Source organism: Corynebacterium sp. AOP40-9SA-29, assembly GCF_052377405.1.
Taxonomy (GTDB): domain Bacteria; phylum Actinomycetota; class Actinomycetes; order Mycobacteriales; family Mycobacteriaceae; genus Corynebacterium.
Genome location: NZ_JBQSWR010000002.1, coordinates 1 through 20,894, shown reverse-complemented (window position 1 = coordinate 20,894; position 20,894 = coordinate 1). Strand labels below are relative to the sequence as shown.

At 66.9% G+C, this 20,894-nt stretch carries 21 protein-coding genes; 4 read left to right on the top strand and 17 right to left on the bottom strand.

The window, feature by feature from the left end:
• Positions 1-43 precede the first annotated feature (43 nt).
• Together ACT3SZ_RS04670 and dxr are read right to left on the bottom strand one after the other, a co-directional pair.
• Positions 44-1,273, bottom strand: coding sequence for a M50 family metallopeptidase (locus ACT3SZ_RS04670; RefSeq protein WP_444617082.1), 1,230 nt, complete (start codon positions 1,271-1,273; stop codon positions 44-46).
• The gene (gene dxr, locus ACT3SZ_RS04665; protein WP_444617633.1) at positions 1,270-2,454 is read right to left on the bottom strand and encodes a 1-deoxy-D-xylulose-5-phosphate reductoisomerase; all 1,185 of its coding nucleotides are present in this window, start codon (positions 2,452-2,454) and stop codon (positions 1,270-1,272) included. Before dxr ends, ACT3SZ_RS04670 begins: the two co-directional genes overlap by 4 nt.
• A 220-nt stretch (positions 2,455-2,674) precedes the next feature.
• On the opposite strand from dxr, the gene ACT3SZ_RS04660 reads away from it, so the two are divergent.
• Positions 2,675-3,175: a DUF2631 domain-containing protein gene (locus tag ACT3SZ_RS04660; protein ID WP_444617081.1), complete on the top strand. Its 501-nt coding sequence runs from the start codon at positions 2,675-2,677 to the stop codon at positions 3,173-3,175.
• Positions 3,176-3,370: 195 nt separating this feature from the next.
• Here ACT3SZ_RS04660 and rlmN read toward each other — a convergent pair whose 3' ends face one another.
• Complete coding sequence (gene rlmN / locus ACT3SZ_RS04655) at positions 3,371-4,483, bottom strand: 23S rRNA (adenine(2503)-C(2))-methyltransferase RlmN (RefSeq protein WP_444617080.1); 1,113 nt, start codon at positions 4,481-4,483, stop codon at positions 3,371-3,373.
• Positions 4,484-4,551: 68 nt separating this feature from the next.
• Here rlmN and ACT3SZ_RS04650 point away from each other — a divergent pair, with 68 nt between their 5' ends.
• Complete coding sequence (locus ACT3SZ_RS04650) at positions 4,552-5,016, top strand: LapA family protein (protein ID WP_444617079.1); 465 nt, start codon at positions 4,552-4,554, stop codon at positions 5,014-5,016.
• Between the two features lie 29 nt (positions 5,017-5,045).
• Here ACT3SZ_RS04650 and ACT3SZ_RS04645 read toward each other — a convergent pair whose 3' ends face one another.
• From ACT3SZ_RS04645 to rpsB, 5 genes are all read right to left on the bottom strand, one after another.
• Positions 5,046-5,957 (bottom strand): phosphatidate cytidylyltransferase, encoded by a 912-nt coding sequence (locus tag ACT3SZ_RS04645; RefSeq protein ID WP_444617078.1) that lies wholly within the window; start codon positions 5,955-5,957, stop codon positions 5,046-5,048.
• A gap of 35 nt (positions 5,958-5,992) precedes the next feature.
• Positions 5,993-6,550 carry a ribosome recycling factor gene (frr, locus tag ACT3SZ_RS04640; RefSeq protein WP_444617077.1) on the bottom strand — a complete coding sequence of 186 codons (558 nt, stop codon included), beginning with the start codon at positions 6,548-6,550 and terminating at the stop codon, positions 5,993-5,995.
• A 165-nt stretch (positions 6,551-6,715) separates the two neighbouring features.
• Positions 6,716-7,411 carry a UMP kinase gene (gene pyrH, locus ACT3SZ_RS04635; RefSeq protein ID WP_444617632.1) on the bottom strand — a complete coding sequence of 232 codons (696 nt, stop codon included), beginning with the start codon at positions 7,409-7,411 and terminating at the stop codon, positions 6,716-6,718.
• Between the two features lie 311 nt (positions 7,412-7,722).
• Positions 7,723-8,541, bottom strand: coding sequence for a translation elongation factor Ts (gene tsf / locus ACT3SZ_RS04630; protein ID WP_444617075.1), 819 nt, complete (start codon positions 8,539-8,541; stop codon positions 7,723-7,725).
• A gap of 69 nt (positions 8,542-8,610) precedes the next feature.
• Positions 8,611-9,471 carry a 30S ribosomal protein S2 gene (gene rpsB / locus ACT3SZ_RS04625; protein WP_444617073.1) on the bottom strand — a complete coding sequence of 287 codons (861 nt, stop codon included), beginning with the start codon at positions 9,469-9,471 and terminating at the stop codon, positions 8,611-8,613.
• A 549-nt stretch (positions 9,472-10,020) separates the two neighbouring features.
• On the opposite strand from rpsB, the gene ACT3SZ_RS04620 reads away from it, so the two are divergent.
• Positions 10,021-10,614, top strand: a complete 594-nt coding sequence (locus tag ACT3SZ_RS04620; protein WP_444617072.1) for a M23 family metallopeptidase — start codon at positions 10,021-10,023, stop codon at positions 10,612-10,614.
• A 24-nt stretch (positions 10,615-10,638) separates the two neighbouring features.
• Here the strand turns inward: ACT3SZ_RS04620 and ACT3SZ_RS04615 are convergent, their stop codons facing one another.
• The 7 genes from ACT3SZ_RS04615 to lepB all read right to left on the bottom strand — a co-directional run bounded on the left by ACT3SZ_RS04615 (position 10,639) and on the right by lepB (position 17,072).
• Positions 10,639-11,637: a tyrosine recombinase XerC gene (locus tag ACT3SZ_RS04615; protein ID WP_444617071.1), complete on the bottom strand. Its 999-nt coding sequence runs from the start codon at positions 11,635-11,637 to the stop codon at positions 10,639-10,641.
• Between the two features lie 11 nt (positions 11,638-11,648).
• Complete coding sequence (dprA, locus tag ACT3SZ_RS04610) at positions 11,649-12,944, bottom strand: DNA-processing protein DprA (RefSeq protein ID WP_444617069.1); 1,296 nt, start codon at positions 12,942-12,944, stop codon at positions 11,649-11,651.
• Between the two features lie 20 nt (positions 12,945-12,964).
• The gene (locus ACT3SZ_RS04605) at positions 12,965-14,626 is read right to left on the bottom strand and encodes a YifB family Mg chelatase-like AAA ATPase (protein WP_444617068.1); all 1,662 of its coding nucleotides are present in this window, start codon (positions 14,624-14,626) and stop codon (positions 12,965-12,967) included.
• On the bottom strand, positions 14,623-15,051 hold the full coding sequence (locus ACT3SZ_RS04600; RefSeq protein WP_444617067.1) for a YraN family protein: 429 nt from the start codon (positions 15,049-15,051) through the stop codon (positions 14,623-14,625). The genes ACT3SZ_RS04605 and ACT3SZ_RS04600 overlap by 4 nt, the downstream gene beginning before the upstream one ends.
• A 124-nt stretch (positions 15,052-15,175) precedes the next feature.
• Positions 15,176-15,481 (bottom strand): DUF2469 domain-containing protein, encoded by a 306-nt coding sequence (locus tag ACT3SZ_RS04595; protein ID WP_038548047.1) that lies wholly within the window; start codon positions 15,479-15,481, stop codon positions 15,176-15,178.
• Positions 15,478-16,158 carry a ribonuclease HII gene (locus tag ACT3SZ_RS04590; RefSeq protein ID WP_444617066.1) on the bottom strand — a complete coding sequence of 227 codons (681 nt, stop codon included), beginning with the start codon at positions 16,156-16,158 and terminating at the stop codon, positions 15,478-15,480. The genes ACT3SZ_RS04595 and ACT3SZ_RS04590 overlap by 4 nt, the downstream gene beginning before the upstream one ends.
• A gap of 2 nt (positions 16,159-16,160) precedes the next feature.
• Positions 16,161-17,072, bottom strand: a complete 912-nt coding sequence (lepB, locus tag ACT3SZ_RS04585; protein ID WP_444617065.1) for a signal peptidase I — start codon at positions 17,070-17,072, stop codon at positions 16,161-16,163.
• Between the two features lie 392 nt (positions 17,073-17,464).
• Between lepB and ACT3SZ_RS04580 the strand changes: the two genes are divergently transcribed.
• A complete protein-coding gene (locus ACT3SZ_RS04580; RefSeq protein ID WP_444617064.1) occupies positions 17,465-18,079 on the top strand; it encodes a DUF4352 domain-containing protein in 615 nt (204 codons plus the stop codon).
• A gap of 21 nt (positions 18,080-18,100) precedes the next feature.
• On the opposite strand, the gene ACT3SZ_RS04575 is transcribed toward ACT3SZ_RS04580, so the two are convergent.
• Together ACT3SZ_RS04575 and ACT3SZ_RS04570 are read right to left on the bottom strand one after the other, a co-directional pair.
• Complete coding sequence (locus ACT3SZ_RS04575) at positions 18,101-19,090, bottom strand: LacI family DNA-binding transcriptional regulator (protein WP_444617063.1); 990 nt, start codon at positions 19,088-19,090, stop codon at positions 18,101-18,103.
• Between the two features lie 6 nt (positions 19,091-19,096).
• Positions 19,097-20,593, bottom strand: a complete 1,497-nt coding sequence (locus ACT3SZ_RS04570; RefSeq protein ID WP_444617062.1) for an anion permease — start codon at positions 20,591-20,593, stop codon at positions 19,097-19,099.
• Between the last annotated feature and the right edge of the window lie 301 nt (positions 20,594-20,894).

Below are 20,894 nucleotides of genomic sequence, written 5' to 3'. Positions count from 1 at the left end.
TGTGGATCTACGGGCTCAGTCTACGCCCGGGTGCCCTGACAGGCTAAAACAGTTGCAGTGGGTTAACGACGTCGGCGACGATCACGGTCAGACCGAACACCAGCAGGATCGCCGTGGCCACGTAGGTCACCGGCATCACCTTGACGTAGTCGACCGGACCGCCGGGCTCCAGGCCGCGCATCCGGCGCAAACGGTCACGCAGCTTCTCATAGATGACGATGATCGCGTGGCCACCGTCCAGGGGCGGCAGGGGCACGAGGTTGAACACCGCGAGGAAGAAGTTGAGGTTCGCCAGCAACAGCAGGAAGTTCATCCACTGGCTGTGCTCCACCATCTGGCCACCGATGTGCGAGGCGCCGACCACGCTGACCGGGCTGTCCATCTGACGCTCGGCGCCGAAGATGGACTGCACGACCGGCCAGTAGCGCTGCGGCAGGTCGACCAGCGCCTTCACGGTCTCCTTGCCCAGGGAGTAGGTGTAGTCGGCGGTACCACCGACCGCGGTGACCGGGTTGTAGTCCACCATCTCGGCGCGGGGATCGAACTGCACGCCGATCGCGCCGACGGTCTGACCCTCGCGCTCCACGAGCAGCACCTGCAGGTCGAGATTTACGTCCTGCCCATCGCGCTGCACCGTCGCCGGCGCGGTGACGGTGTCGCCGACGGCCGAGCCGTCCTGCGCCGCGGTGCGTCCCACCTCTTGGACGCCCTCGATGACCTCGGGGATGCTCTCGACGTCCTGTCCGTCGACGCTCACGAAGGTGTCGCCGACGGCGACGCCGGAGGCCGCGGCGGAGCCATCACCGGAGCAGGTGGCGTCCTGCGCACTTCCCTGGGCATCATCGGTCTCCGGCGAGCACACCATCTCGACGGCCCGCGGCGCCGGCGCCTGGGTGGACGGCAACCCGAAGCTCACGGCGACGCTGAAGATGATCAGCGTGCCGAGAATGATGTTGACGATAATGCCCGCCATCATCACGAAGACCCGCTTCCACGCGGGCCTGTTGATCATCAGGTACGGCTCTTCCTCCTCCGTCCACGGATCGTTGACGGTCATGCCGGCGATGTCGCAGAAGCCGCCCAGCGGGACCGCCTTGAGGCCGTACTCCGTGTGGCCGCGCGTGGTCGACCACACCGTCGGCCCGAAGCCGATGAAGTAGCGACGCACGCGCATGCCGCACACCCGGGCGGCGACCATGTGGCCGGCCTCGTGCAGGGCGATCGTCACCCCGATCCCCAGGGCGAAGAGGATCACACCAAGAGCGAAACTCACCGGCCCATCCTCTCGTGGGCCCGCGCACGGGCCTCGCGCTCGGCGGCGAGGACGTCGTCGATGTCACGCGGACGCTGCACCAGCGACGCGCAGTCCCCCATCACCTCGGCGATGGTGTCGACGATGCGCGGGAACGCCAGGGTGCCGGCGAGGAACTCCACCGCCGCTTCCTCGTTCGCCGCGTTGTAGACCGCGGGCATGCACCCGCCGGCCGTCACGGCCTCGCGCGCGAGCCGGACGGCGGGGAACACCTCATCGTCCAAAGGCTCGAAGTCCCACGTGGACGCCGTGGAGAACTCCAACGACGCCTGGGCACCGGGGACGCGTCCCGGCCAGCCCAGCGCCAGGCTGATCGGCAGCTTCATCGACGGCGGGGACGCCTGGGCGATCGTCGCCCCGTCGCGGAAAGTGACCATGGAATGCACGATCGACTGCGGGTGCACCGTCACCGCGATCTGCTCCGCCGGCACACCAAAGAGTAAGGACGCCTCGATGAGCTCCAGACCCTTATTCACCATCGACGAGGAGTTCAGCGTATTCATCTGCCCCATCGACCACGTGGGGTGGTTCGCCGCCTGCAGCGGCGTGACGTCCTGCAGCGCCTCGCGCGTCCACCCGCGGAACGGCCCGCCGGACGCTGTGAGCACCAGCTCCGCGACGTCCTCGTGACGTCCCGACCACAGGCACTGCGCCATCGCCGAGTGCTCTGAGTCCACCGGGACCAACTGGCCCTCGGAGGCGGCCTCCAGCACCAGCCCGCCGCCGGCGACGAGCGACTCCTTGTTCGCCAACGCCAAGCGCGCCTCGCCAGTCAACGTCGCCAACGTGGCGTCCAGTCCTAAGGAGCCGACCAAGGCGTTGAGGACGACGTCCTCACTGCCCAGGCCCAAGTCCTCGGTGGTGCGCTCCACGAGCTGACGGGCCGAATCCGCCCCGCGAACCACGTGGCCGTCGAGCTCCCGCTCGATCTCGTCGGCACTGCGATCGCTGGCGACGGCCACCTGCCCAGCGCTCAGACCGAAGGAGCGCACCTGCTGAAGCAGCAGCTCAGGCTTCGTGCCGTGCGCGGAAATGCCCACCAGCTCGAAACGCTCCGGATTGTCCGCGATGATTTCGAGGGCCTGCGTACCGATTGAACCGGTACTGCCCAGCACCACTACTCGTCTCTTCACCCGGCCCATTGTTCCACGGGGCTGCGGCGCCACGGTAGCCGGGACACCACCTCCCCGCGCTCCCCCAGCAGACCTCCAGGCTGCCCCCAGCCACCAGTCAGAAACCGGCGCGGAGATGCATGTCAGCGAAGTGCCGTCGGGCGCCGGGGCGCGAACGGGGGAACCCGCGGCGAGCCGGAAGTTCACCGCGGGCGGCGGGTATGCAAGAATAGAGGCGATAATTCGGCAGGTGACCACTGCCGTCCTAGTTCAGGAGGATATCGACGTGGCCGATCACGGAAATCATGGCACGAAGGTGGCGGTGTACAACGGCGTCTCCACCGAGGACGAGCCGTCCGCAGCCTGGGGCTGGCACCAGTTCCCCCGGAAGACGACGATTGTTGTCGGCTACCTCGGTGGCCTGTCGATGTTCGGCATGCTGTTCGGTAACCACCCCGGCCACGTCGAGAACATCTGGCTCGTCTGCATCGGCGTTCTGCTGATCGTGGGCACCACGCTCTACGCCCGCCACTCCTCGCCGAACTGGAAGCCGAAGCCCGCGCGCGCCACGGTGACCTCGCACAACAAGCCTGCTGGCCACCAGGAGCCCGACTGGGCCGCCGACCAGCGCAACCTCACCGGTGCGTACGCCAACATGACCACCGCCGAGCTGCGTTCCTGGAACCTGCCGGGCGTTGGCTCCGACGGTGTCGAGAACGTCGAGACCCCGAAGCACGCGCTGCACCACTAGGGTTTGCACGGCGAAAGCCCCCTCCCCTCCCAGTCACCTGGGTCGGGGCGGGGGCTTTTCTTTGTTCGCTTTCCAACAATCGCACCCCATAAGTTGCTGCGGAAAATCTGACCTGGCCTTGCGTATAGGACAGATCCTTATGGGGTGCGATAGTTGAAAACGCCTGCCCTGGGGCAGGCGCGCAACGGGAGGAGTCTAGCGCTCCTCGGCGGCGAGCTGGCCGCAGGCCGCGGCGATCTCCTGGCCGCGGGTGTCGCGCACCGTGCAGGCCACGCCCTGGGCCGCGACCCGGCGGACGAACTCGTCCTGCACGGGCTTCGGCGAGGCGTCCCACTTCGAACCCGGGGTGGGGTTCAGCGGGATCAGGTTGACGTGCACCTGGTTACCCAGGGCGCCGCGCAGCTTCTTGCCGAGCAGGTCGGCACGCCACGGGTGGTCGTTGATGTCGCGGATCAGCGCGTACTCGATGGACACGCGACGGCCGGACTTGTCGGCGTAGTAACGCGCGGCCTCGAGGACCTCGTCCACCGACCACCGGTTGTTGACGGGCACGAGGGTGTCGCGCAGTTCGTCGTCCGGGCAGTGCAGGCTCACGGCAAGGCGCATGTGCATGCCCTCGTCGGCGAGCTTGCGGATCGCCGGGGCCAGGCCCACGGTCGACACCGTCACGTTGCGCGCGGAGATGCCGAAGCCCTCCGGGGCCGGCGCGGTGATCCGGCGGATCGCCTTGACCACGCGCTTGTAGTTGGCGAGCGGCTCGCCCATGCCCATGAAGACGATGTTGGACAGACGGCCCTCGCCGCCCTCGACCTCACCGTCGCGCATGGACTTCGCCGCGGCGCGGACCTGCTCGACGATCTCGGCGGTCGACAGGTTGCGGTCCAGCCCGCCCTGGCCCGTGGCGCAGAACGGGCAGGCCATGCCGCAACCGGCCTGCGAGGAGATGCACAGCGTCGCGCGGTCGGGGTAGCGCATCAGGACGGACTCGAGCATGGTCGCGTCGTGCAACTTCCAGAGCGTCTTGCGCGTCTGGCCCTCGTCACAGGAGATGTTGCGGACCGACTCCATCAACGTGGGGAACAGGGCGTCCTTCACGGTGGTGCGCAGACCTTCGGGCAGGTCGGTCATCTGGGAGGGCTCGCCCTCGAGACGTCCGTAGTACTGCTTGGCGATCTGGTTGGCACGGAAGCCGGGAAGCCCGGCATCGGTGACCGCGGCCTTGACCTCGTCGTCGGTGAGGTCGGCCAGGTGGGTGGGTGGCATGCCCCTGGTGGGGGCACGGAACTGCAGTTGAACCGGTGTAGTCATGGTGTCGGCAATTATTGCACGTCGTGGGAGGTGGGGGCACATCGTGCAATACCACTACACTTGGCGGCATGGCTAAGAGACCAGAGAATGACCGCTCAGACGACCTGAACGTCCCGACCACCGACACCGCGGATCTGTCCGATACGGGCGACTTCGCCGACCCGTCCGCAGATACGGCTACCGGCGTATCCACCGAGGTGGAGACGGCGGAAACCCCCGCTCCCGCCCCTCAGGAGGACGCCGCCGACTCGTCGGCGAAGCCCTCCGTCGCTGGCTCGATCGCCGGGTCCACATGGGTGGGCCTGAGCATCGGCGCAGTGATATTGATCCTCCTGCTGGTCTTCATCCTGCAGAATCAGGATTCCGTCCAGCTGAAGATGTTCGTCTGGGAGTGGAACTTCCCCATCGGCGTGGGCATGCTCATCGCCGCCATCGCCGGCGCTTTGGTGATGTCGTGTGTGGGCGCGGTGCGCATCCTGCAGCTGCGCCGTCAGATCAACCACCCGGACAACGGCAAGAAGAAGCGCAAGTAGCGCAGACCCCCGGCGGCGGCTGACCGAAGTCAGCCGGCCACGGCGGTCATCACGATCCACGTGAGCATCGCCGCGGGCAGCATGCCGTCCAACCGGTCCATGATGCCGCCGTGGCCGGGGATCATCGCCGACATGTCCTTGATCTTCAGGTCGCGCTTGAACTGCGACTCGACAAGGTCGCCGACGGTGGCGCACAGCGCCAGTCCGGCACCCAGCGACAGGCCCAGCACATAGTGCAAGGGCTCCCGCAGGTCGAGCAGGAACAGCACCGAGAGCATGCCGATGACGGCGGCGAAGACCACCGAGCCGACGAATCCCTCCCAGGACTTCTTCGGGCTGATCGCCGGCACCATGGGGTGGCTGCCGAAGAACACCCCGGAGGCGTAGCCTCCGACGTCCGACGCGATGACGCACAGCATGAAGGTGAGCACCAGGCTCCACCACGGCACGTCCCGGTAGGACAGTTGCGAAAGCATGCCGGCGAAGGCGCCGCACATCGGAATCCACACGAGCACGAACAGTGAGATACCGATGTCGCGCAACCAGTTCGTCGGAGGCGACGTCCTACCGTTGTGGAACAACCGGGCGACCACGGCCGCGACGGCCGTCAACGAGAACGCGGAGACCAGCCCCGTGGTCCCGTAGGGCCACGACAACCAGATCATCGCCTGCCCGCCGATGAGCAGCACCGGCAAGTTCAGCGAGTAGCCGTTCTCCTTCAGGCGCGAGTGAACCTCATAGGTCGCCAGGCCCATTGCCGCGGCGACCAGCGGGTACCACACATACGGGATGGCGAGCCCCGCGACGACCAGCACCCCAAGGAGCAGCGCGCTGGTGATCGCAACCGGGAGGTTGCGTCCGGCGGAGTTCTTGGGCTGTGGCAGGCGGTAGCCGTCACGCCCTGCACCTTTACCGGCGGTCTCGGGGTTCCCAGGGTTCACGGCATCGTCTGTCCCTGATGAATGTCCAGCAGACACTAGACCTCCATCAACTCCTTCTCCTTGGACTCAACGACCGCATCGACCTGGCCCGTGTACTGGTGCGTGACCTTGTCCAGCTCCTTCTCGGCAGCCTTGACCTCGTCCTCGCCGGCGTCGCCGTCCTTCTGGATCTTCGACAGCGCATCCATACCCTTGCGGCGGATGTTGCGGATCGCGATCTTGGCGTCCTCCCCCTTGGACTTGGCGACCTTCACCAGCTGCTGACGACGCTCCTCGGTCAGCTGCGGGATGGTGACACGCAGGACGTGACCATCGTTGGTGGGGTTCACCCCCAGATCCGAGTTGCGGATCGCGTTCTCGATCTCCTGCATCGCCGACTGCTCGTACGGCTTGATGATCAGCATGCGCGGTTCGGGCACGCTGATGGTGGCCATCTGGGTAATCGGGGTGCGAACACCGTAGTACTCGCCGAATACACCATTGAACATGGCGGGGTTCGCGCGGCCGGTACGGATGGTCATCAGGTCCTCGCGGACGTGCTCCACCGAACGGCTCATGAAGTCCTCGGACTCGAGCAGGGTGTCGTCAATCATTGCTGTCCTCTTGTCGCAGATAAATCAGTTGCGGGCAGGTCTTGCCATTCCAGTGACAAATCTACCAGTCACCGGCACGGAGTTTCCCGAAAGTTCACCGACGGGCGCGTCCTGCGCCTTCGCGCCGGCGGCGGGATGTAGCGGGTTGTGCCGTGTTGTGACGGATTAGGACGCCGGGGTGGCGACCAGGGTGCCGATCTGCTCCCCCGCCACCGCGCGCGCGATGTTGCCGTCGGTGAGGAGGTTGAAGACCAGCATCGGCATCTTGTTGTCCATGCACAGGCTGAAGGCGGTGGCGTCGGCGACCTTGAGGCCGCGTTCGATGACCTCGCGGTGGCTGATCTCGTGGAAGAGCTCCGCATCCGGGTTGGTGCGCGGGTCGTCGCTGTACACGCCGTCGACGCCCTTGGCCATGAGCAGCACCTCGCAGCCGATCTCCAGGGCGCGCTGTGCGGCGGTGGTATCGGTGGAGAAGTAGGGCATGCCCATGCCCGCACCGAAGATGACGACGCGGCCCTTCTCCAGGTGCCGATCGGCACGCAGCGGCAGGTAGGGCTCGGAGACCTGTGCCATGTTGATGGCGGTCTGCACGCGGGAGTCGATGCCCTGCTGCTCCAGGAAGTCCTGCAGCGCCAGGCAGTTCATCACGGTGCCGAGCATGCCCATGTAGTCCGAGCGGGCGCGGTCCAGGCCGCGCTGCTGCAGCTCGGCACCGCGGAAGAAGTTGCCGCCGCCGATGACCACGGCCACCTCGGCGCCGGTGGCGGCGACCTCGGCGATCTGGCGTGCCACGTTCTCCACGACGTCGGGGTCGATGCCGACCTTGCCGCCGCCGAACATCTCACCGCCGAGCTTCAGCATGACCCTCTTGTAACCGGACGGGGTGTTCGTGTCGCTTGCGGGGTTCGCTGTGCTTGCAGTGCTCTCGGCCACCGTGGGATCTCCTTGGGGGTGTTGGTGCGTGTGTGTCCGAGTGATCATCCTAGCGTGTCGGGCGGTCCCCTACAGCACTGACAGCGCCGAGAAGTCCCGAGAGGTACCCACAGGTACCGAGATGCACCCAGACGCACTGAACCCGCCATCCCTCCGGGTGGAACCGGGGGGGGACGGCGGGTTCAGATGGTGCTGCACTCCTGCGGCAGCGTGCGCTGCGCAGGCGGGCGACCGGGGTACTAGCCCTGGCCGACCTCGAAGCGCACGAAACCGGTCAGCGTGACGCCGGCCTCGTCCATGACCTGCTTGACGGTCTTCTTGGACTCGGTGACGGACGGCTGGTCCAGCAGGCAAGCATCCTTGAAGTAGCCCTTGAGGCGACCTTCGATGATGTTCGGCAGTGCCTTCTCCGGCTTGCCTTCCTCGCGTGCGGTGGCCTCGGCGATCTCGCGCTCCTTGGCGACGGTCTCCTCCGGGACATCCTCACTGGAGAGGTAGGTAGCCTTCAGCGCGGCGACCTGCATGGCAGCAGCCTTGGCCGCACCCTCGTCGTCGCCGGTGTAGGCAACGAGCACGCCGACTGCCGGGGGCAGGTCGGACGAACGGTGGTGCAGGTAGACGGCGACCTTGTCACCATCGATGGTGACGGCGCGACGCAGCTCGAGCTTCTCGCCGATCTTGGCGGAGAGCTCCTTGATCACGGTGTCGGCGGCCTTGCCGTCGACGTCGACCTCGGCCAGAGCCTCCGGGCTGTTCGCCTTGGCTGCAGCAGCGGCCTCGGCGATGCGGTTGGAGATCTCGATGAACTCAGAGTTCTTCGCGACGAAGTCGGTCTCGGAGTTGATCTCGACCATGGTGTTGCCGGAAACGGCGATCAGGCCCTCGGCCGCGGTGCGCTCGGCGCGCTTGCCCACGTCCTTGGCGCCCTTGATGCGCAGGATCTCGACTGCCTTGTCGAAGTTGCCTTCGGACTCCTCGAGGGCCTTCTTGCAGGCCATCATGCCGGAGCCGGTGAGCTCGCGGAGCTTCTTGACTTCAGCAGCGGTGTAGTTCGCCATGTGAGGCGATCCTCCTTCAGATGGTGGAAGTGAAAAGTACAAACGAAGAGAGAAACTCTCCGGTGAGAACTACTCTGCAGACTCGGCTGCGGGGGTCTCCGCTGCGGCCTCGGCGGTCGCGGGAGCCTCAGCGGCCTCCGGAGCCTCGGACTGTTCGGTCTTCTCGGTCTTCTCAGCCTTCTCGGCGGGAGCCTTCTCGGCGTCGCCTGCGGACTCCTTGGCGGCGGCGGCCTGGCGCTCGGCGCGAGCCGTGCGTCCTGCCTCGACGGCGGAGGAGATCACGGAGGTCAGCACCGTGGTGGCGCGGATGGCGTCGTCGTTACCCGGGATCGGGAAGTTGACGTCGTCCGGGTCACAGTTGGTGTCGAGGATGGCGACGACCGGGATGTTGAGCTTCTTCGCCTCGGAGACGGCGATGTGCTCCTTGTTGGTGTCCACAATCCACAGTGCGGAGGGGATCTTGGACATGTCGGAGATGCCGCCCAGGACGCGCTCGAGCTTGTTCCGCTCGCGGGTCAGCATCAGCACCTCCTTCTTGGTGCGGCCCTTGTAGCCGTCCTCAGCAGCCTCCATTGCCTGGAGCTCCTTGAGACGGTGCAGACGCTTGGCGACGGTCTGGAAGTTCGTGAGCATGCCGCCGAGCCAACGGTGGTTGACGTAGGGCATGCCGACGCGCTCAGCCTCGGAAGCGATGGCCTCCTGGGCCTGCTTCTTGGTGCCGACGTAGAGGACGTTGCCGCCGTGGGCAACGGTCTCCTTGACGAACTCGTAGGCCTCGTCGATGAAGGTCAGAGTCTGCTGCAGGTCGATGATGTAGATGCCGTTACGGTCGGTGAAGATGAAACGCCTCATCTTCGGGTTCCAACGACGGGTCTGGTGACCGAAGTGGACGCCGGCGTCCAGCAGTTCGCGCATGGTGACAACAGCCATGATATTTCAGGGGAGTTCGCTGGTCAGGGAATCTTTCCCTGACTGCCGCTCCCCTTCCTCGCTTTCAAAAGTTCAGGTTGACGGTTCTTGTACGGCCGACTTGCCGACGGGGTTTCTCCGTCGATTCACCGGTCGTCCTGGCAGGCATCCCCGGGTTGTCCCCGCCCAGATAACCCCGCTTGACTCAGCGGGGACCGTTGGCGGACGGGCCACAATGTTCGGATCACGCGATACCTACGCGATGTCAGCACACCCACCCGACCAGGTGCTGATCGGACCGCTCCCGCCGCTCCCACCACAGATCGCGTGTGACTGTGGCCGTCGCGGGGACCGCCTTCGGCAACCGGCGGAAGACCACCGGCTGAGCGCCGCACCAGACTGGCGGGCATACTGCAGTAGATGAATCTACCCTGAACCTGAGCTTCCCACAACTCCACCCCGCTCCCCTGTGCACCACTTCCGCCGCCGGTCACCCGCGGTACGGGAGTTGTCCACATTTCCGGTTCACCGGCGTTTTTCACATCTCTCCCACCGATAACATCAGGGCCCATGACGGGGACATCACGGCGGGGGCCGTACAGGACGATCGCAGGCACGCTCATCGCCGCGGTACTGGCCACTGGCGTGGCCGCTGCGCAGGCACAGGAGCAGGCGCAGAGTTGGCAACAGCACGAAGTGCAGGACGCTGCGGGCGCGGGCAACCGCGCCCGCTTCGGGACGCATCGGCGCCCGGTGCCGGGCGCGGTCCTGCAGGGTGCCGACATTCCGGAGCAGAACTGGCTGCCGGGCCACCGTGGCGTGGACCTGACCGCGACCCCGGGGGACGCAGTATCAGCGAGTGCTGCCGGAACCGTGCATTTCGCCGGTGTCGTGGCGGGTACCCCGCTGGTCTCCGTCGAGCACGGCAATGGGTTGCGCACCACCTATGAGCCGGTGATCGCCGCGGTCTCCACCGGCGACACCCTGCACGCCGGCCAGCACATCGGCGTGTTGGCGGATGCCTCGACCTTGCCCGCCACCGCCCGGCGCGGGGAGGGACTGTCCTGGGGCGCGCGAGTAGAACCACCGGACGGCGGTTCTGCGGTGCGCTATATCGACCCGATGAGTCTGCTGGGTGTGGTCCGTGTCCGGTTGTGGTCCTGAACTGGCCCAGTCGAATCAGTCGACTCAGTCGTCGTATCCGGAGCGGGGATGCGCCTGGCGATACACCTGGCGCAGCCTTTCGGTACCGACGTGGGTGTAGATCTGGGTGGTCTGCATTGAGGCGTGTCCCAGAAACTCCTGGACGACTCGCAGGTCTGCCCCGCCTTCGAGCACGGCGGTAGCGCTGGAGTGGCGCAGTCCGTGCGGGGTGACCCCAGGAGTGCCGGCGGCCTCGGCCGCGGCGTGGACGACCTCGCGCACGCGGCGCTGGTCGATGCGTCCACCGCGACTGCCGAGGAACAGCGCCGAAGTCGCCGGACGCTTCGGCCCGCGTCGGGTGGCGAGGTCCTCGCGCACCTCCAGCCAGGCGTCCAACGCCGTGCGTGCGGCGGTGCCGAAGGGCACCACCCGGGTCTTCGAGCCCTTGCCGGTGACGCGCAGATCACGGTCGCCGAGGTCAGCGAGGTCTGCCCCGCAGAGTTCGGCGACGCGGATGCCACTGGCGTAGAGCAGTTCAAGCATCGCCCAGTCACGCACCCGCAGGGCGTGGGAGTGAGCGTCGGACGCGTCCGGTGTGGCGTCCTGTATTGATTGCTCTGCCTGTTGCTGTGCCCGTTCGAGAAGCGTGCCGGCCTGGTCGTTGGACAACACCCGCGGCAGGTGGCGTTGCGGTGGCGGGGCTTGCAGCGCCGAGACGGGGTTGCCGGGCAGGCGTCCGGTGTGGCTGAGCCACCCGCCGAAGCCGCGCATGGCGGAGACCAGCCGGGCCACTGTCGCCCGCGAGGCACCGGCTTCCAACGCCCAGTCCAGGACGTCCCGACCGCGTTCCAGTGTGAACTCCTCGACCCGCTCCAACCCCTCGCAGGCCGAGCGCAGGTCCCGGCCGTAGGCGCGCACCGTATTCGGCGATCTGCCCTTCACCAGTTCCAGGTACTCCAGGTATCCCCCGATAGCCTCCTCCACGGCCTCGTCCACGGGACCCGGGGTTCCGCCGATACCGTGGATGTGACCGTCACTGCTCATAGTCCACGATCCTAGCCCGGCGCGCTCCCCTGCCGAGTCTCGTCTACCGTCTTCTCTTCGACTGTCTTGATCCAACGGTTGCCCGAACGCACCACGAGGTTCATCCCCTCCAGCTCGGTGATGGTGCGCACCACCGCCGCCATCGGCAGCGACGTCTCGGCACTGATGTACTCGGTGTCGCCGAGGCCATCTGCCTCAACCCCGCAGGAATCGTAGACCCGCAACTGCTCCGCGCTGAGCCGCTGGACCGGACTGGCCCCGAACTCCAGGGCGAGCTGCAGCTCGGTGTCCACGCTGCCGACCGGTTCCACCACCTCGCGGACATCCTCCGCTCGGGTGATCAGGATGCCTGCCCCATCACGGATGCGCTTGTGGCAACCGATGTAGTCGGCGGAGTCCACCGGCCCCGGGAGCACCATCACCGGCCGGTACATGCTGTCCGCCCAGTTCGCCGTATTCACCGCCCCGGAGCGATACCCTGCTGCCAAGAGGACGGTGCCCTGCGACAGTGCCGCGACCAGCCGGTTGCGGGTGAGGAAGCGGTGCCGGGCGGCTCGCTGGTGCGGCGGGTACTCCGACAGAATCAGGCCACGCCGGGTCGCGGCGTGGAATAACCCCTCGTTGGTGCGCGGGTACACCTCGCCGGGGCCGGTCGCGGTGACGACCACGGTCCGCCCCGCCGCGCTGAGCGCCCCGGAGTGCGCGGCGGTGTCGATGCCCAAGGCCCCGCCGGAAACAATCGTGTACCCGGCGTTGGCCAGTTCACTGGCCATGGTGTGCGTGGTGCGGTTGCCGTAGGCCGTCGACGACCGGGTTCCCACCATCGCCACGCTGCGCTCCACCGCCTCATCCAGCCGGCCGGTACCGGTGGCCCACAGGGCGAAAGGCTGGGTCGCCTGCCCGCGAATCCCGTCGACAACGGTGTCCGGGCCAATGCTCATGAAGGAGCTGGCGAAGCGTTCCGCCGGCCACTCCGGTGAGTCCGGGGTGATCAGCCGCCAGCCCTGCTCGCGGGCGAAGGCAAGGTCGCTCGTTTCATCCACATCCGCCCGTCGTCGGGTGCTCTGCAGCAGCGCCTCCGGTAGCGCCGGGTCACGCCGCCGGATCATGCCTGCCACCCGTTCCACGTCCGCCAGTGCGGCTGTGTCGACGCTGGCGGACGCGCCGTCGTCGACCCCCTCGGGCCACAGCAGCTCCAGCAGCTCCATCTGGGAGGCCTCCACCACCCGCCGCAGGTACATCCACGCCCTCATCCGTGCGGTGCCGAGCTCCTCGGCAGTATTCTCCGTGCTTCCTGATCCGCTCATCTCTGTCCCCTTCATCCCGCTCATCCCTTATTCCACTTCGGGCTACCCGAAGTACCGTCCCCGGCGAGGTCCACGCAGCCGGTGAACAGCTCGAGCGCATCCAGGACCTCCCCCATCCCCGGCCGTTGCCCTCCAGCCAGGTCAGTCATCGTCCAGGCCACCCGCAATGTGCGGTCCACCCCGCGCTGGGAGACCACCCCGGAGCGCAGCTTCTCCTGCAGCATCACCATGCCCGCATCGTCCGCCGGGTGATGCCGCCGTAAGGCCGGGCCGGGTGCCGCAGCATTAGACCGCCACGTCCGCCACCGGTGCACCGCACGCTCACGGGCCTCAGTGACCCGTTCGCGCACCTGCGCACTGGACTCCGGGGGCGACACATCCGCGCTGCCCGCACCGGAGCTGATCAACGACTCGCCCTGCCCGGCGCGGGTGCGCACCGCCAAGTCCACCCGATCCAACAAGGGGCCCGACAGTCGGTGCAGGTAGCGGTCACGCACACCGCCGCGGCACCGGCAATCCACCGGCTCGGCCGCGCCGCACGGGCACGGATTCGACGCCAGCACCAGTTGGAAGCGCGACGGAAACCGCACCGTGCCGTGGTGACGCACAATGTCGATGTGCCCGGTCTCCATCGGGGTGCGCAGCAACTCCAGCGTGCCGGACGACACCTCCGGTGCCTCGTCGATGAACAGCACCCCGTTGTGGGCGATGCTCACCGCACCAGGTCGGATCCGTCCTGCACCACCACCGGCCAACGCCGCACGAGTGACTGAATGATGCGGGGCTACGAAAGGACGCTGCCCGAGCCACACCTGCTCCAGACGCTGACGGGCCCCGGCCACCGAGTGCACCGCGGCGGTCTCCAACTGTTCGGACTGCGCCAGCGGCGGGAGGATGCCCGGGAGCCGCTCGGCCAACATCGACTTGCCTGTCCCCGGAGGCCCGGAGAGCCACAGGTGGTGGCCGCCGGCCGCGGCGATCTCCAGGCCCCGACGTGCCTCGTCTTGTCCGCACACATCGGCAAGATCAGCCCCATCAGTTCCTTCCGCTCCCGGCACCGTTCCCTCCACCGCGCCGGAGGCGGCAGGCCCGCACGCCTGCTCCGGTAGGCAGGACTCCAGGTCGTGGGCATACCCGCCCCGCATCCAGGGCAACAGCTCGCCCAAATGAGCCAGACCGACGACGTCCATGCCCGTAGCCTGTGCGGCACGCGCCCCCTCGGAGGCATTACCGACCGGTACCGCCGCACGGCGAAAGCCAGCTTCCTCGGCGGCGATGAGCATCGGCAGCACCCCGTCCACCGGACGCACCGAACCGTCCAACCCCAGCTCACCCACCACGACTGTGGAGCGCAGCTCATCCGGCGGAACCGCGCCTTGGGCATCCAGGATCGCCAACACCATGGGCAAGTCGAAACCTGCCCCGCGTTTGGGCACCGAGGCTGGCGACAGACTCATCACCACCCGGCTCTTCGGCCAGTCCAGGCCGCTGTTGATCATCGCCGAGCGCACCCGGTCTCGGGCCTGGACCACCGCTGTGTCACCCAAGCCCACGATGCTCATCCCCGGCAGTCCGCGGCTGATGTCGCACTCCACGGTCACCGGGGTGCCGGTGACACCGCTCAACGCAATCCCCTGCGCCTGTCCCACGCGCACCGGCGAGCGGTCACTGAAGGTGGTCACCATCCCACACCCTCGAAGTGGGTGATCTCGCCAGCGGTGATGTCCAGCACGTCGAAGCGTACGTGCTGGGAACGGTGTTCGGGGTGCCGGCGCAGCCACTCCGCCCCGGCATGTCGCATCGCGGTGAGTTTGGCCGGGGTCACCGCCTCCGCACCAGTGCCGTAGCGTCCATCCAAACGCCACTTGACCTCCACGAAGACAACCTCCGAGGAACCTCCCGAGCCGTCGCCCAAGCCATCTCCGGCGAGGACGATATCCACCTCCCCACGGGCGGTGAAGAAGTTACGGCCGAGCAGCCGGTAGCCGCGCTCCAAGAAGTAAGCGACGGCCACGTCCTCCCCCGCCGCGCCGACTTCGCGCAGGTTGCGCCCCGCCCGGCCACCCCGCTTGTTGCCCTGGTTCTGTGCTTTCGTCTCATCCGACATACCCCAGCACTCTGGCAGGCCCCACGGACCACATCGGATCCGCAGGACGTCCCGGCGCAGGAACCTGTGGACAACCCGACCCCTGTGGAAGACACGTCCTGCCCACCACAGGCGGCCAGCAGAACTAGTCAGGCATGCGCAGGTCAGGCTTGTCGAGTTCCTCGATGTTGACGTCCTTATAGGTGATCACCCGGACGTAGCGCACAAAACGGGCGGGACGGTACATATCCCACACCCAGGCGTCCGACATCCTCACCTCGTAGTAGACCTCACCGTTGGCGTTGCGCGGCAGCAACTCCACGGCGTTGGCCAGGTAGAAACGTCGTTCGGTCTCCACCACGTAGCTGAACTGACTGACCACGTCCCGGTACTCGCGGTACATGGACAGCTCCACGTTGGCCTCGTAGTCCTCAAGCTCCTCGGCGCTCACGGTTGCTGGTCATCTCCCTTGTCGATCGGCGGTCCTGCCTGCCACCGCCGATGTGCGGCGGCCACATTCGAATAAGTGTAACGGTGCTCGGGGGTCCCGCCGAGCAGACTCACCGAGTCCATGTGAGACGCGGTGCCATAACCCTTGTGGCCGGCCAGCCCGTAGCCCGGGAACTCACCGTCCATCTCGACCATCAGCCGGTCGCGCGAGACCTTCGCCAGCACACTCGCCGCCGAGATACACCGGGCGATCAGATCCCCCTTGACCACCGGCAGGTGCGGCCGGGGAAAGCCGTTGACCTTCATCGCATCGGTGAGGATATAGCCGGGGCGCACCTCCAGGCGCGCCACCGCCCGACGCATCCCGCCGAGGTTCGCGTGCTGGATGCCCCAGGTGTCCACGTAAGACGCCGGGACGTGCACCACCGCCCAGTCCTCGGCGACCTCGCGCACGATGTCGAAGTAGTGGTCGCGCTTCTTCGCCGTCAGTTTCTTGGAGTCGGTCAGGCCCTCCAGCTCCGGGAGGGGACCCGGCGGCAGGACGCAGGCAGCCACGGTGACCGGCCCGCAGCACGCGCCGCGTCCTGCCTCGTCGACGCCGGCGACCGGCCCCAGGCCGGCCTTGTGGACGGCCCACTCCAACGTCCGGCCGTCCGGCATGGTTCGTACCGCGGACATGGTTACTGCTGGATGTCCGGCGAGTCGACGCCGCCGATGCGGTCGAGCGGCCAGATCTTCGCGGTGACCTTGCCGACCACGTTGTCGACCGGCACGGTGCCCTGGAGTTCATCGCCAATGTGGAAGCGGGAGTCACCGGAGTTCGTCCGGTTGTCGCCCATCACCCACAGGTTGCCCTCGGGCACGGTCACGGGGCCGAAGTAGGAGCCCTGGCAGGCATCCGACCCGGTCATGGGGTCGACCTTGTAGGTCATCGGCGAGCGCGTGTAGGAGTCGTCGACCTTCTTGCCATCGACCATCACGCCGGGGTCGCCGGCCTGGCACTGCACCGTCTGCCCACCCGTGGCGATCACGCGCTTGACCAGCGCGTTCTCGTCGGGAGCGAGGATGCCGATGTACGACAGTGCGGTCTGCACCCCGCCGACGACGCTGTTGTCGGAGCGCTGGGAGACATACTGATCGTTCCAGGACTCCGGCCCGTTGAACACCACCACGTCGCCCGGCGTCGGCTCGCCGCCGAAACTGTAGGACAGCTTGTTGACGAAGATCCGGTCACCCACGCAGTCCTCACACCCGTGCAAGGTGGGCTCCATCGACTCCGAGGGGATCAGGTACGGGCGCCCCACGAAGGAGTTAAACAGCGCCAGCAGCACCAGGGCGACGACGAGGATGATCGGGAACTCCACCCACCACGGGTAGGTCCGCTTCTTCTTGCGCTCGGACTCCTCGCGGCGCGCCGCGACCTTCTCACGCTCCGTGAGAGGACGCTCCCGCGCCTCGTCCTGCGCGTCCGAAGCGTCCTGCGCGTCCGGTTCTTCCGGACGGCTCCCCCAGGTGTCGTCGGACTCCGGGAGCCGTGCGGCGTCCGGGGTCTCGTGTCCGTCGGCGTCGTCGGGGGTGTTCGGATCAGTCACGGCAACAGACGTTACCAGTTGCAGTGCCCAACCCCTCCCCACCGAGCGGGCCAGCCTCCGGGTCGAGCGCTACGCACCGCCTCCCCCTCCCCAACTACCCCCGGGCGTATCGGGTTCGGCGGAGCCACACCGCGCCGAGAATCGCCCCACGAACGTCGGCGACGAGGTCAGCCCCGCCACATCCCCCGCGCGAGATACTGAGGACTACCGCCCTGGGGGAACAATCTTTAACTGTATTCACCCACCATTCAAAGGTAAGTGATCGCATCACATATTCTTAGTAATGGACCGGGGTCATCCCCGACCGTGACCGACGGCCGGATCGCGAGACCGGCGCATTGACGACCTCGCCCACACACGGGTGAGTCACCTTCTCGAGAGGACCAAGCATTATGACCGACCAGAACCAGTACGCCCAGCACCCCCAACAGCAGCCCCTCCAACAGCCGACCCCTGAGAAGAAGCCCTTCTACAAGCGGGCGTGGTTCATCATCCTGGTGATCATCGTGGTAGTCATCGTGCTGGTCTCCGCATTCAGCGGAGGCGACGACGATGCCTCCAGTGACTCCAACGACTCGTCCACGAGCCAGGACGCCGAGGGTAACGACGAGGGCACCGACGACAACGGGGACGCCGGCCCCGCCCAGGTTGGCGACACCGTCAGCACCGACAAGGCGGACATCACTGCCAGCAACCTGCGCGCGACCACCGACGCCCTGGGCAGCCAGTACCTGTGCGTCGACGTCAACTTCCAGGTCACCGGCGATGACTCGGTGAGCCTGAACGGGGCGATGGACTGGAAGCTGACCGACCCCAACGGTGTGACCCAGAGCCAGACCTTCTCCACCGAGGCGGACTACGACTCGGTCGAGGTCGGCCCCGGCGGCAGCTACGCCGGCGTCGTCTGCTTCGACGGGACCGGCGAGCCCGGCGACTACCGACTGAACTTCGAGGAGGCCATGTCCTTCATGAACTCCGCCGAGGCGGAGTGGACCACCACCCTCTAAACGAGATACCGGGGCCCTGAACTACAGCGAACCCCGCTCAATCACCGTGCCGGTGACCACCTGCACCGGTTCAGCCGGCATCTCACCCGACTCAATCATCTTCAGCAGCATCGACACCGCGATGCGCCCCATCTCGCGCTGCGGCGCGTCGAAGGTGGTGATCCCCGAGCCGAGCAGCCGGTACCACTCCGGATCGTCGAAGGCGGCGATGGCGACATCGCCGGGGATGCTCAGCCCGCGCTCCCCGAGCACCTGGGCGACACCCGCCATCAGGCGGGGGGACGCCACGATCATCGCGTCCGGCGGCGGGTTGCCGTCCGCGCGGTCGAGGAGATCCTGCATCATGAGGCGTCCGGACTCGGCGGTGTAGGCACCGGAGAAGTAGCGCACGCGCGCGTCCGTGCCGTCCACCGCCTGCAGGACGCCGGCGGCGCGTGCCCGCGTCGTCGACATCGCCGGATCGCCGAACAGGACGGCGATATCGCGGTAGCCGCGGGCCACGACGAGCTCGGCGAGACGCCGGAAGCCGTCCTCGTCGTCACAGAGCACGCACGGCACCCCCTCGCCCAGCCCGGAGCGGTTGAACTGCACCAGCGGCAGGTCCGTCGTGGCGGACGCACCGACGACCGGAACCTGAATAATGCCCGCGACCTGCTGCTGCTCCAGGGACGTCACCAGGGCGTCCTGCCCGGCGGCGGTGGCGTCGGCGACGGTGATCATCTGGTAACCGGCGTCCGCAAGGGCGTCGTGGATGGTGTCCAGCGCCTCGGTGTAGTACTCATTGCCCAGGTCAGGCAGGACGAGGCCGACGAAGGTGGTGCGCTGGCGGCGCAACGCGCGTCCCAGCATATTGGGGACGTAGCCCAACTCCTCGGCGGCGTCCTGCACACGCTGGCGGGTCTCCGGGGCGACAGAGCCCTCACCCGACAGGCTGCGCGAAGCGGTGCCATAACCCACGCCGGCGCGCTCGGCGACGGCCTTCAGGGACGGACGTTGTGTTTGCGAAGTCATGACAGATCACCAAATCCCAACGAGGTTCATCCAGGCACCACCGACCACGATCCAGATGACCAGGGAGACCACGCCCGCGATCAGGCCGACACGCCACCACTGGGCGACCGTGTTGTACTTCGTGCCGAAGAACGTCGGGGACGCTCCGCCCGCGTAGTGCGTCAGCGACTGGAACAAGTTCGAGCAGTAGCCCAGGATCAGCGCGGCCAGCAGCGGCGGGGCGCCGAGGGACAGCGCCGCACCCAGGAAGGCGATGTACATCGCGGAGATGTGCGCCGTCGCCGAGGCGAAGAAGTAGTGGGCGAAGAAGTAGATGACGATGAGTAGGACCAGGGCCGGCAGCCAGCCCATCGAACCGAGGGAACCGGCGATGAGGTCGGAGATCCAGTCGATGAAGCCGTAGGCCGACAGGGTCGTCGCCATCATGTAGAGCACGGCGAACCAGGTCATCGTGTCCCACGCGGCCTTCTCGCGGATGATGTCCTCCCAGGTCAGCACCTGGAAGATCATGAGGATGATCACGCCGAGGAAGGCAGTGGTCGTCGCGGAGATGCCGAGCACCAGGTCGCCGACCGTCCACAGCAGCAGCAGGACGACGAACGTACCGGCCAGCACCTTCTCGCCGTAGGACATCGGGCCGAGCGCGTCGAGCTCGTTGCGCGCCATCTCCTTGACCTTCGGGGTCTTCTTCAGCTCCGGCGGGTAGATCACGTAGATCACCAGCGGGATCACGATCAGGGCCGTGATGCCCGGGACAATCGCGCCGAGCGCCCAGGTCGCCCAGGAGATCTCCACGCCCTGCTGTGCCGCAAGCGAGGCGATCAGCGGGTTGCCGGCCATGGCCGTGAGGAACATGGCGCAGGTGATCGAGTTCGCGTTCGAGGAGACCAGGGACAGGAAGGAACCTGCACGGCGGGCCGTAGGGCCGGGCTCGGAGTCGTAGGTCTTGGCCACCGAGGTCATGATCGGGGCCATGATTCCACCGCCACGGGCCGTCGCAGACGGGATGGCCGGGGACATCACCAGGTCGGCGAGGCTGAGGCCGTAGCCGACACCGAGCATGCGCCCGCCGAACTTCGAGACGAAGAACAGGGCGATACGACGTCCGAACCCGGTCTTGATGAACCCGCGCGACAGCAGGAACGCCATGACGATCAACCAGATCGTGGCGTTGCTGAATCCGACCAGGGCGAAGGGGGCGGACGGGTCGTCGCTGTTCGGTGCCAGCGGCACCAGGCCGAGCAGGACGGCGGCGACCATGCCGATGAGGGTGACGGCACCCATCGGCATCGGCGCCATGATGATGCAGACGATCGTGGCGACGAAGAGGCCGAACATGCGCCAGGCCTCGTCGGTGAGATCAGCCGGGTGGGGGCTGAACCAGAAGATCGCCGTGATCAGGATCGGGATCCCGAAGCCGATGAGGATCGACTTCCAGTGGGACGCCGGCGGGGCGTCGACCCGTGGGTGTTCCTGTGTTGCTGCTGCTGTCGTGGTTGACATGTCGCAGAAATCCTTTGTGCGATGCGTTTCGGATGGTCCCGCTGTCCTCGTTGTCCACCGGTGTGTGGATTCGATTCCAACGCGTTAGTGGAATCGTATCCACTCGCCCTTTGCACAGGCAAGGCCATTGCCTGTGATTTTCGGATGATGGCTTCGGCGGAGTGCTGGGGACCACAGTCGGGTGCCTATACTCGGCCGCTGCCTCCCCCTTAAACGACCATCGGTCCCCTAGCGCCCTCCCGTTCTGCACCCCCGAATGTCGGACGCGCGCCGCGGTTGCCATTTCCCCGGCCAATTGAGG

What these genes read in the sequence shown, in the direction of transcription:
- dxr (WP_444617633.1), bottom strand. Translation starts at nt 2,454, where the DNA reads ATGGGCCGGGTGAAGAGACGAGTAGTGGTGCTGGGCAGTACCGGTTCA.
- ACT3SZ_RS04600 (WP_444617067.1), bottom strand. Translation starts at nt 15,051, where the DNA reads ATGTCGGATGAGACGAAAGCACAGAACCAGGGCAACAAGCGGGGTGGC.
- dprA (WP_444617069.1), bottom strand. Translation starts at nt 12,944, where the DNA reads ATGAGCGGATCAGGAAGCACGGAGAATACTGCCGAGGAGCTCGGCACC.
- rpsB (WP_444617073.1), bottom strand. Translation starts at nt 9,471, where the DNA reads ATGGCTGTTGTCACCATGCGCGAACTGCTGGACGCCGGCGTCCACTTC.
- ACT3SZ_RS04570 (WP_444617062.1), bottom strand. Translation starts at nt 20,593, where the DNA reads ATGTCAACCACGACAGCAGCAGCAACACAGGAACACCCACGGGTCGAC.
- ACT3SZ_RS04575 (WP_444617063.1), bottom strand. Translation starts at nt 19,090, where the DNA reads ATGACTTCGCAAACACAACGTCCGTCCCTGAAGGCCGTCGCCGAGCGC.
- ACT3SZ_RS04580 (WP_444617064.1), top strand. Translation starts at nt 17,465, where the DNA reads ATGACCGACCAGAACCAGTACGCCCAGCACCCCCAACAGCAGCCCCTC.
- ACT3SZ_RS04590 (WP_444617066.1), bottom strand. Translation starts at nt 16,158, where the DNA reads ATGTCCGCGGTACGAACCATGCCGGACGGCCGGACGTTGGAGTGGGCC.
- tsf (WP_444617075.1), bottom strand. Translation starts at nt 8,541, where the DNA reads ATGGCGAACTACACCGCTGCTGAAGTCAAGAAGCTCCGCGAGCTCACC.
- pyrH (WP_444617632.1), bottom strand. Translation starts at nt 7,411, where the DNA reads ATGCTGAAGCTCGGCGGTGAGATGTTCGGCGGCGGCAAGGTCGGCATC.
- ACT3SZ_RS04620 (WP_444617072.1), top strand. Translation starts at nt 10,021, where the DNA reads ATGACGGGGACATCACGGCGGGGGCCGTACAGGACGATCGCAGGCACG.
- frr (WP_444617077.1), bottom strand. Translation starts at nt 6,550, where the DNA reads ATGATTGACGACACCCTGCTCGAGTCCGAGGACTTCATGAGCCGTTCG.
- ACT3SZ_RS04650 (WP_444617079.1), top strand. Translation starts at nt 4,552, where the DNA reads ATGGCTAAGAGACCAGAGAATGACCGCTCAGACGACCTGAACGTCCCG.
- ACT3SZ_RS04615 (WP_444617071.1), bottom strand. Translation starts at nt 11,637, where the DNA reads ATGAGCAGTGACGGTCACATCCACGGTATCGGCGGAACCCCGGGTCCC.
- rlmN (WP_444617080.1), bottom strand. Translation starts at nt 4,483, where the DNA reads ATGACTACACCGGTTCAACTGCAGTTCCGTGCCCCCACCAGGGGCATG.